The sequence below is a fragment of the Kineococcus aridisoli genome (genome assembly GCF_050871885.1).
Taxonomy (GTDB): Bacteria; Actinomycetota; Actinomycetes; order Actinomycetales; family Kineococcaceae; genus Kineococcus.
In genome coordinates, this window is the sequence record NZ_JBJLSF010000145.1 from 1 (window position 1) to 6,690 (window position 6,690).

Below are 6,690 nucleotides of genomic sequence, written 5' to 3' on the forward strand. Positions count from 1 at the left end.
GTCTCCGTGCGCGTGCCGGTGCGGCCCCCCTTGCCGGTGCGCGCCCCGGCGCCCGCTCGGCCTGCACGGCTTCTGCACGCGAGGAGCGCAGGAGCTCCTCGGCGTGGGCCCGCGCGGTGCCCGAGCCGCGGCCGGACAGCATCCGGGCCAGCTCCTCGACCCGCCCCGCGTCGTCGAGCGGCACGACGCCGGACTCGGTGACGCTGCCGTCGTCGGTCTTGACGACGGTCAGGTGCGTGTCGGCGAAGGCCGCGACCTGCGCGAGGTGGGTGACCACCAGCACCTGGGTGCTGCGCGCCAGCCGCGCCAGGCGCCGGCCGATCTCCACGGCGGCGCGACCGCCGACTCCCGCGTCGACCTCGTCGAAGACCATCGTCGGCACCGGGTCCGCACCGGCCAGCACGACCTCCAGCGCCAGCATGACCCGAGACAGCTCCCCGCCGGAGGCGCCGCGCGCCAGCGGCCGCGGCGCGGCGCCGGAGTGCGCGGCCAGCAGCAGCTCGACGCCGTCGCAGCCCGCCGGCCCCAGCTCCTCGCCGGTGCGCACGGCGACCTGCACGCGCGCGCTCGGCATGGCCAGGGCCGCCAGCTCGGCGGCCACCCGCTCCTCCAGCTGCGCGGCGGCGGCCCTGCGGGCGCTCGTCAGCCGCGCCGCGAGCGCCCGCAGCTGCTGCTCCAGCTCCTCGCGCTGGGCGGCGAGGGCTTCCAGGCGCCCGTCGTCGTCGAGCTCCAGCAGCCGTGCGGCGGCCCGCCGGGACCACTCCAGCACTCCGGCGAGACCCTCGGCGGGGTCGTCGGCGTAGCGGCGGGTGAGGGCGGTCAGCTGCGCCCTGCGCTCCTGGACGCTCGCCAGCCGCAGCGGGTCCGCCTCCACGGACCCGGCGTAGGCCGCGACGTCGGTGGACAGGTCGGCGAGCAGGTAGGCGATCTCCCCGGCCCGCCCGGCCAGCGCCGCGAGCGCCGGGTCGTGCGCACCGCCCTGCTCCAGGGCGCGCCGGGCGGCCTCGACGCGGGCGTCGGCCCCCTCGGCGCCGTCGCCGGTCTCCGCACCGGCGCCCTCGCCCGTGAGGGCCTCGTGCGCGGCCGCGGCCGCGGCGCGCAGCACCTCGACGTTGACCAGCCGCTCGGACTCCTCGCGCAGCGCGACGTCCTCGTCGGGCTGCGGATCGGCGCGCTCGACCTCCTCCAGCCCCAGCCGCAGCAGGTCGGCCTCCCGGGCCCGCTCGGCGGCGTGCGTCGCGACGTGCTCGTGCTCGGCGGCGACGGCCCGCCAGCGCGCGTGCAGGTCCCGGTAGGAGGCCAGGTCGGTGGCGACGGCGTCCGCGGCGAAGCCGTCGAGGACGCGCAGCTGCTGCGCCCCCGAGCGCAGCCGCAGCTGGTCGGTCTGCCCGTGGACGGCGATGAGGTGCTCCGACAGCTCGGCGAGCACCCCGACGGGCGCACTGCGCCCGCCCACGTGCGCCCGGCTGCGCCCGGTGGAGGCCAGCGTCCGGGCGAGCAGCAGCTCCTCGTCCTCGACCTCACCGCCCGCCTCGCGGACCCGTGCGGCCACCGGTCCGTCCCCGGTGATGCTCAGGCGCCCCTCGACCACGGCCGCGTCCGCTCCGGCGCGCACCGCACCGGCGTCGGCGCGCTCGCCCATCAGCAGGCCCAGCCCGGTGACGACCATGGTCTTGCCGGCGCCCGTCTCACCCGTGATCACCGTCAGCCCCGGCCCCAGCGGCAGCCGGGCGTCGCGGATGACGCCGAGCGAGCGGATGCGCATCTCCTCGATCACGCCCTCAGCTCCCGTCCACCGAGCGGGGTCCCCGCCAGCCCTGCACGGGCAGGCCGAACTTGGCCACCAGACGGTCGGTGAAGATCCCCGTGCTCAGCCGGGCCAGCCGCACCGTCTGCTGCGAGCGGCGGGCCTCGACGCGGGCCCCGGCGGGTACCGGGAAGGTGCGCCGCCCGTCGCACCAGACCACGCCGCCGTCCCCCATGCCCGAGAGCACCTCCACGCCGACCACCGAGGTGGGCGCGATGACCAGCGGGCGGGCGAAGAGGGCGTGGGCGCTGATGGGCACGACGAGCAGGGCCTCGACCTCCGGCCACACGACCGGGCCGCCGGCGGAGAAGGCGTAGGCCGTCGACCCCGTCGGGGTGGCGGCGATGACCCCGTCGGCGCCGAAGGTGCTCAGCGGGCGGCCGTCGACGTCGACGACCAGCTCGAGCATCCGCTCGCGGTTGCCCTTCTCCACCGAGACCTCGTTGACCGCCCAGGAGGAGGCCACGACCTCCCCGTCGACGATCACCTGCACGTCGAGGGTCATGCGCTCCTCGACCCGGTAGTCGTGCGCGACGACGCGCGCGACCGTCCCGACGATCTCCTCGCGCTCGGCCTCGGCGAGGAAGCCGACGTGACCGAGGTTGACGCCCAGGAGCGTGGTGCCGGTGCCGCGCACCAGCTCGGCCGCGCGCAGGATCGTGCCGTCACCGCCCAGGACGATGACCATCTCGGCGCCGGGCACGGCACCGTCCAGGTCGCGCTCGACGACGAGCCGGCGGTCCGCCGCGCCCAGCGCGGCCGCCTCCTCCGGGGTCATCAGGGTGCGGATGCCCGCCTCGTGGAAGCGGCGCACGACCTTCGTGAGCGCGACGAGCGCCTCGGAGCGGCCCGTGTGGGCGAGCACCAGGACCGTGCGCGGGGACCGCTCCACCGTGGCCGGCGCGCTCACGACAGCCCCGCCTGGGGGCCCTCGGCGATGGCGCGCCCCAGGGCGGTCTCGTCGAGGTCGCCGGCACCGGCCGCCAGGTGCAGGAAGTACTCGACGTTGCCGGAGGGACCCGGCAGCGGGCTGGCGGCCACCCCGCGCACGCCCAGGCCGAGCTCGGCGGCCGACCGGGCGACCGTCCGCACGGCCTGGGCGCGCAGCTCGGCGCTGCGCACCACACCACCGGCGCCGAGGGCCTCGCGACCCACCTCGAACTGGGGTTTCACCATGAGCACGTGCTCGGCCTCCGGGGTCACGCACCGCACGAGGGCGGGCAGGACGAGGGTGAGGGAGATGAAGGACAGGTCGGCCACCACGAGCGAGGGTGCCGGCGCGACCTGCTCGGGTTCGAGCGTGCGGACGTTGGTGCGCTCCAGGACCGTGACGCGCTCGTCGGTGCGCAGCGACCAGGCGATCTGCCCGTAGCCCACGTCGACGGCCACCACGTGCCCGGCGCCGCGGCGCAGCAGCACGTCCGTGAACCCGCCCGTGCTCGCCCCCGCGTCCAGGCAGCGGCGCCCGGTGACGTCCACGGCGAAGGCGTCCAGGGCGCCGACGAGCTTGTGGGCCCCGCGGGAGACGTACTCGTCCTCCTCGCTGGCGGCCTCGACGACGATGGCGGCCGCGAGGTCCACCTGCGTCGCCGGCTTGGCCGCCCTCGCGCCGCCGACGCGCACCCGGCCGCCGGTGACGAGCTCGCTGGCGTGCTCGCGGGAGCGGGCCAGACCGCGCCGGACGAGCTCGGCGTCCAGCCGGAGCCTGCGCGCCACGCCCTCAGCCCTCCGTGCCGGCCAGCCGCGCGCGCAGCGCGGCGTCGACCGCCGCGTAGACCTCGACGTGCTCGTGGACACCGACGGCGTCGAGGTCGTCCAGCCGCGCCAGGGCGCCGTCGAGGGCTGCGTCCAGCGGGTGGCCGGCGGCCTGCTGGTCGCGATCGGGGTTCGTCACGGGCGTCACGCTACAAGCCGGGCGCGACATCCTCGCCGACCTCGTCCACAGCCGCGCGGACCGGTGGCTGCCGGATCGAGGCCTGCACCTGCGGGACCAGCGCGAGCACGTCGACCGTGGCGCGGCGCCCGGCTGCGCCGTCCCGCACCCGCCAGGCGGCCGCGGCGGCCGCGCGCAGCACGTCGAGACCGTCGGGCCCGGGGTCGTCGGCGACCACGGACGCCGCGGTCGCCGAGACCTCGACGCGAGCTGCGCGGCAGCGCGCCACGAGGAGGTCGTCGCCCTCCTCGACGTCGACACCGGGGTGGACGTCCCCCAGGCCGCGCAGGTCGTGGGCGACGTAGGAGGGCCGCTCGCGAGGAGCGGCGGCGAGCAGGTCGGGCACCGTCGTGACGCCCGTGAGGACCAGCAGGCCGGCCAGACCCGCGGTGCGCGCTCCCTGCAGGTCCGTGTCGAGGCGGTCGCCGACGACGAGCGCCCGGTGGGCGCCCAGCCGCTGCACCGCCGCGTCGAAGAGCGCGCGCTCCGGCTTGCCGCAGACGACGTCCGGGGCCCTGCCCGCGGCGCGGGCCACGAGCTCGACGAGCAGCCCGTTGCCGGGCGCCGGGCCACCCGGCGTGGGCACCGTGGCGTCCATGTTCGTCGCCACCCACGGCAGCCCGCTGCGGACGGCGTGGGTCGCCTCGGCCAGCCGTGCCCAGTCCATGTCGGGCGAGAAGCCCTGCACCACGGCCGCCGCGTCCGCGCGGGAGTCGACGGGGCGCAGCCCGGCCTCCTCCAGCGCCACGCGCAACCCGGTGCCACCGACCAGGAGCACGGGCGAACCGGCGGGCAGGGACGCGGCGAGGTACCGGGCCGCCGCCTGCGCGGAGTTGACGACGTCCTCGTCGGCCGCGGGAGCACCGAGGTCACGCAGGTGCTGAGCGACGGCCTGCGGCGTGCGCGAGGCGTTGTTGGTGATGTAGGCGAGCTTCGTCCCGCCCGCGGCAGCCGCCTGCAGCGAGGTGGTGGCGTGGGGGACGGCGTCCGGTCCCACGTAGACGACACCGTCGAGGTCCAGCAGGAGGGCGTCGTGCACCGCGAGCAGCGCCGAGGCGCTGGCGGTCAAGGACGGGCTGGTGGTGCTCACGTGCTCCCCGGGCTCTGCCGCGCCGCCAGGGTGGCGCGGACCTGTCGCAGTCGATCGGCGTACTCGGGACGATCGGGGCGCATGGCGTGCGCCATCGCCAGGTGCTCGGCCGCCAGGCCGAAGCGGCCGAGACGGCTCAGGCACAACCCGAGGCCGAAGTGAGCGTAGTCGTCGGCGGGCCGGGCCACCGCGAGCTCGCGGAAGGAGGCCGCCGCGCCCTCGAGGTCCCCGGAGTCGTACTGCGCGCGCGCCAGCGCCTCGAGCACCCCCGTCGAGCCGGGCTCTTCAGCACGCGCTCGGGAGAGCAGCGTGGCCGCGGCGGCCGCCTCACCACCCGCGAGCAGGGCCAGGCCGCGCTGCAGCCACTCGTAGGGGCCGCCGCTGGGACGCCCACCTGCACGGTCCGAGCTCTGTGCGCCGCGTGCGCTGTCGGACACGACGGACCTCCTGGAGACGACGGGTGCGGGCCGGCGGCGGCCCGTCCGTAGGATGCGACGGGTGGACGCTGCACGCACGGGGACGCGTGCCGTCGCCAACACCGGGGGGAGCCGACCCGTTCCCGGACGCCCGGTGCTGCTGCGCCCCTTCCCCGGCGTGCGCTACGACACCTCGGTGGCCGGTCCACTGGCCACCCTCGTCGCTCCACCGCATACCGAGCTCGGCACGGCGGCTCGCGCCGCCTTCCTCGCCTCGTCCCCGTACGTGGTGACCCACCTGGAACGACCGGAGTACGGCGGAGCGCTCCGTGGGCCGACCGTGCACCGCTGGCTCGAAGCCGGTGTCCTGGTGCAGGACCCGCCGTCCCTGTACGTCGTGCGGCAGACCCACGCGGGACGGAGCCGCCACTTCCTGCTCGCCGAGCTGCAGGTGCTGCCCGGTGACGAGCGGGTGCACGCCCACGAAGGGGTCTTCGAGCAGGCGGTCGAGTCCCGTGCGCACCGCCTGCAGGAGACCGCGGTCGACTCCGAGCCAGTCCTCGTGGTGACCAGCGACCCGTGGCCGCTGCGCTGGGCGGGCGACGCCGCCGCGTCCGGGATCGGAACGCTGGTGTCCTCGACGTCCAGCGCACCGGCCGTCGATGTGGCACTGGACGTGTGGCGGCTCGATGCTCCGGAGGTGCTCGAGGCCCTGAGCACCGGCTCCGCCGCGCACGAGCTGCTCATCGCCGACGGCCACCACCGCTACGTCGCCGTCCAGCGCCTGGCCGAGCGCACCGGCCGACCGCAGCAGCTGCTCGTGGCCCTCGGGGACGAGCAGGTCGAACCGGTGGACGTGCGTCCGCTGCACCGCCTGCTGCCGAGATCCGCCGCTGCCGTGCTGCGCCGAGCTTCGTCGCTCCGTCGGCAGGTGCCCGTCCACGACGTCCACGAGCTGCACGCGCTCGCGGCGCGGTTGGAGGAGCGGGACGCGCTCGTCCTCGCCGACGGGACGGCGGAGGTGGTGCGCACGCCACCTCGTACTGGTGGAGCCGTCGGCAGCGGCGCGTGGGTGGACGCCGTCGTGCGCACCGCAGGCGTCGCAGTCGAGGAAGTGCGCTTCGAGTCCGAGCTGGACGTGGTGTGGCAGCTGCAGCACGAGCTCGCCGCGGCGGTGCTGCCCCGGCTGGACCTGCTCACGCTGCAGCGCATCGTCCACGGCGGTGGACTCGTCGGTCGCAAGACGACGTCCTTCCGCCCGAAACCCCTGGCCGGCGCGGTACTGCGCTTGCGCCGATGACGCACGCCGCTCGCACGAAGCGGTACAGAGGCGGCCGCTTGGTCGTGGGAGGGGTGGGGGAACACCCTCCGGGAACGGGTGAGGGGGCCCCCCCCCCCAAACCGGGTTGGGGGCCGCCCAACACCACAACAAAAAGTGATTTGG

General features: G+C 76.4%; 7 protein-coding genes. 1 reads left to right on the forward strand and 6 read right to left on the reverse strand.

The genetic code is table 11. The features are described 5' to 3' along the window. From recN to ACRYM2_RS22525, 6 genes are all read right to left on the reverse strand, one after another. Positions 1–1,765: DNA repair protein RecN (recN, locus tag ACRYM2_RS22500; protein ID WP_432524900.1), on the reverse strand; the 1,765-nt coding region annotated here is incomplete at its 3' end. A gap of 16 nt (positions 1,766–1,781) precedes the next feature. Then, positions 1,782–2,717 (reverse strand): NAD kinase, encoded by a 936-nt coding sequence (locus ACRYM2_RS22505; protein ID WP_432524891.1) that lies wholly within the window; start codon positions 2,715–2,717, stop codon positions 1,782–1,784. After that, complete coding sequence (locus ACRYM2_RS22510) at positions 2,714–3,523, reverse strand: TlyA family RNA methyltransferase (RefSeq protein ID WP_432524892.1); 810 nt, start codon at positions 3,521–3,523, stop codon at positions 2,714–2,716. The genes ACRYM2_RS22505 and ACRYM2_RS22510 overlap by 4 nt, the downstream gene beginning before the upstream one ends. Before the next feature lie 4 nt (positions 3,524–3,527). Further along, positions 3,528–3,701, reverse strand: a complete 174-nt coding sequence (locus ACRYM2_RS22515) for a hypothetical protein (RefSeq protein ID WP_432524894.1) — start codon at positions 3,699–3,701, stop codon at positions 3,528–3,530. Positions 3,702–3,711: 10 nt separating this feature from the next. Next, positions 3,712–4,830: an HAD-IIA family hydrolase gene (locus ACRYM2_RS22520; RefSeq protein WP_432524895.1), complete on the reverse strand. Its 1,119-nt coding sequence runs from the start codon at positions 4,828–4,830 to the stop codon at positions 3,712–3,714. Further along, positions 4,827–5,267, reverse strand: a complete 441-nt coding sequence (locus ACRYM2_RS22525) for a tetratricopeptide repeat protein (protein ID WP_432524897.1) — start codon at positions 5,265–5,267, stop codon at positions 4,827–4,829. Before ACRYM2_RS22525 ends, ACRYM2_RS22520 begins: the two co-directional genes overlap by 4 nt. A gap of 61 nt (positions 5,268–5,328) precedes the next feature. Between ACRYM2_RS22525 and ACRYM2_RS22530 the strand changes: the two genes are divergently transcribed. After that, the gene (locus tag ACRYM2_RS22530) at positions 5,329–6,546 is read left to right on the forward strand and encodes a DUF1015 family protein (RefSeq protein WP_432524898.1); all 1,218 of its coding nucleotides are present in this window, start codon (positions 5,329–5,331) and stop codon (positions 6,544–6,546) included. Positions 6,547–6,690 lie beyond the last annotated feature (144 nt).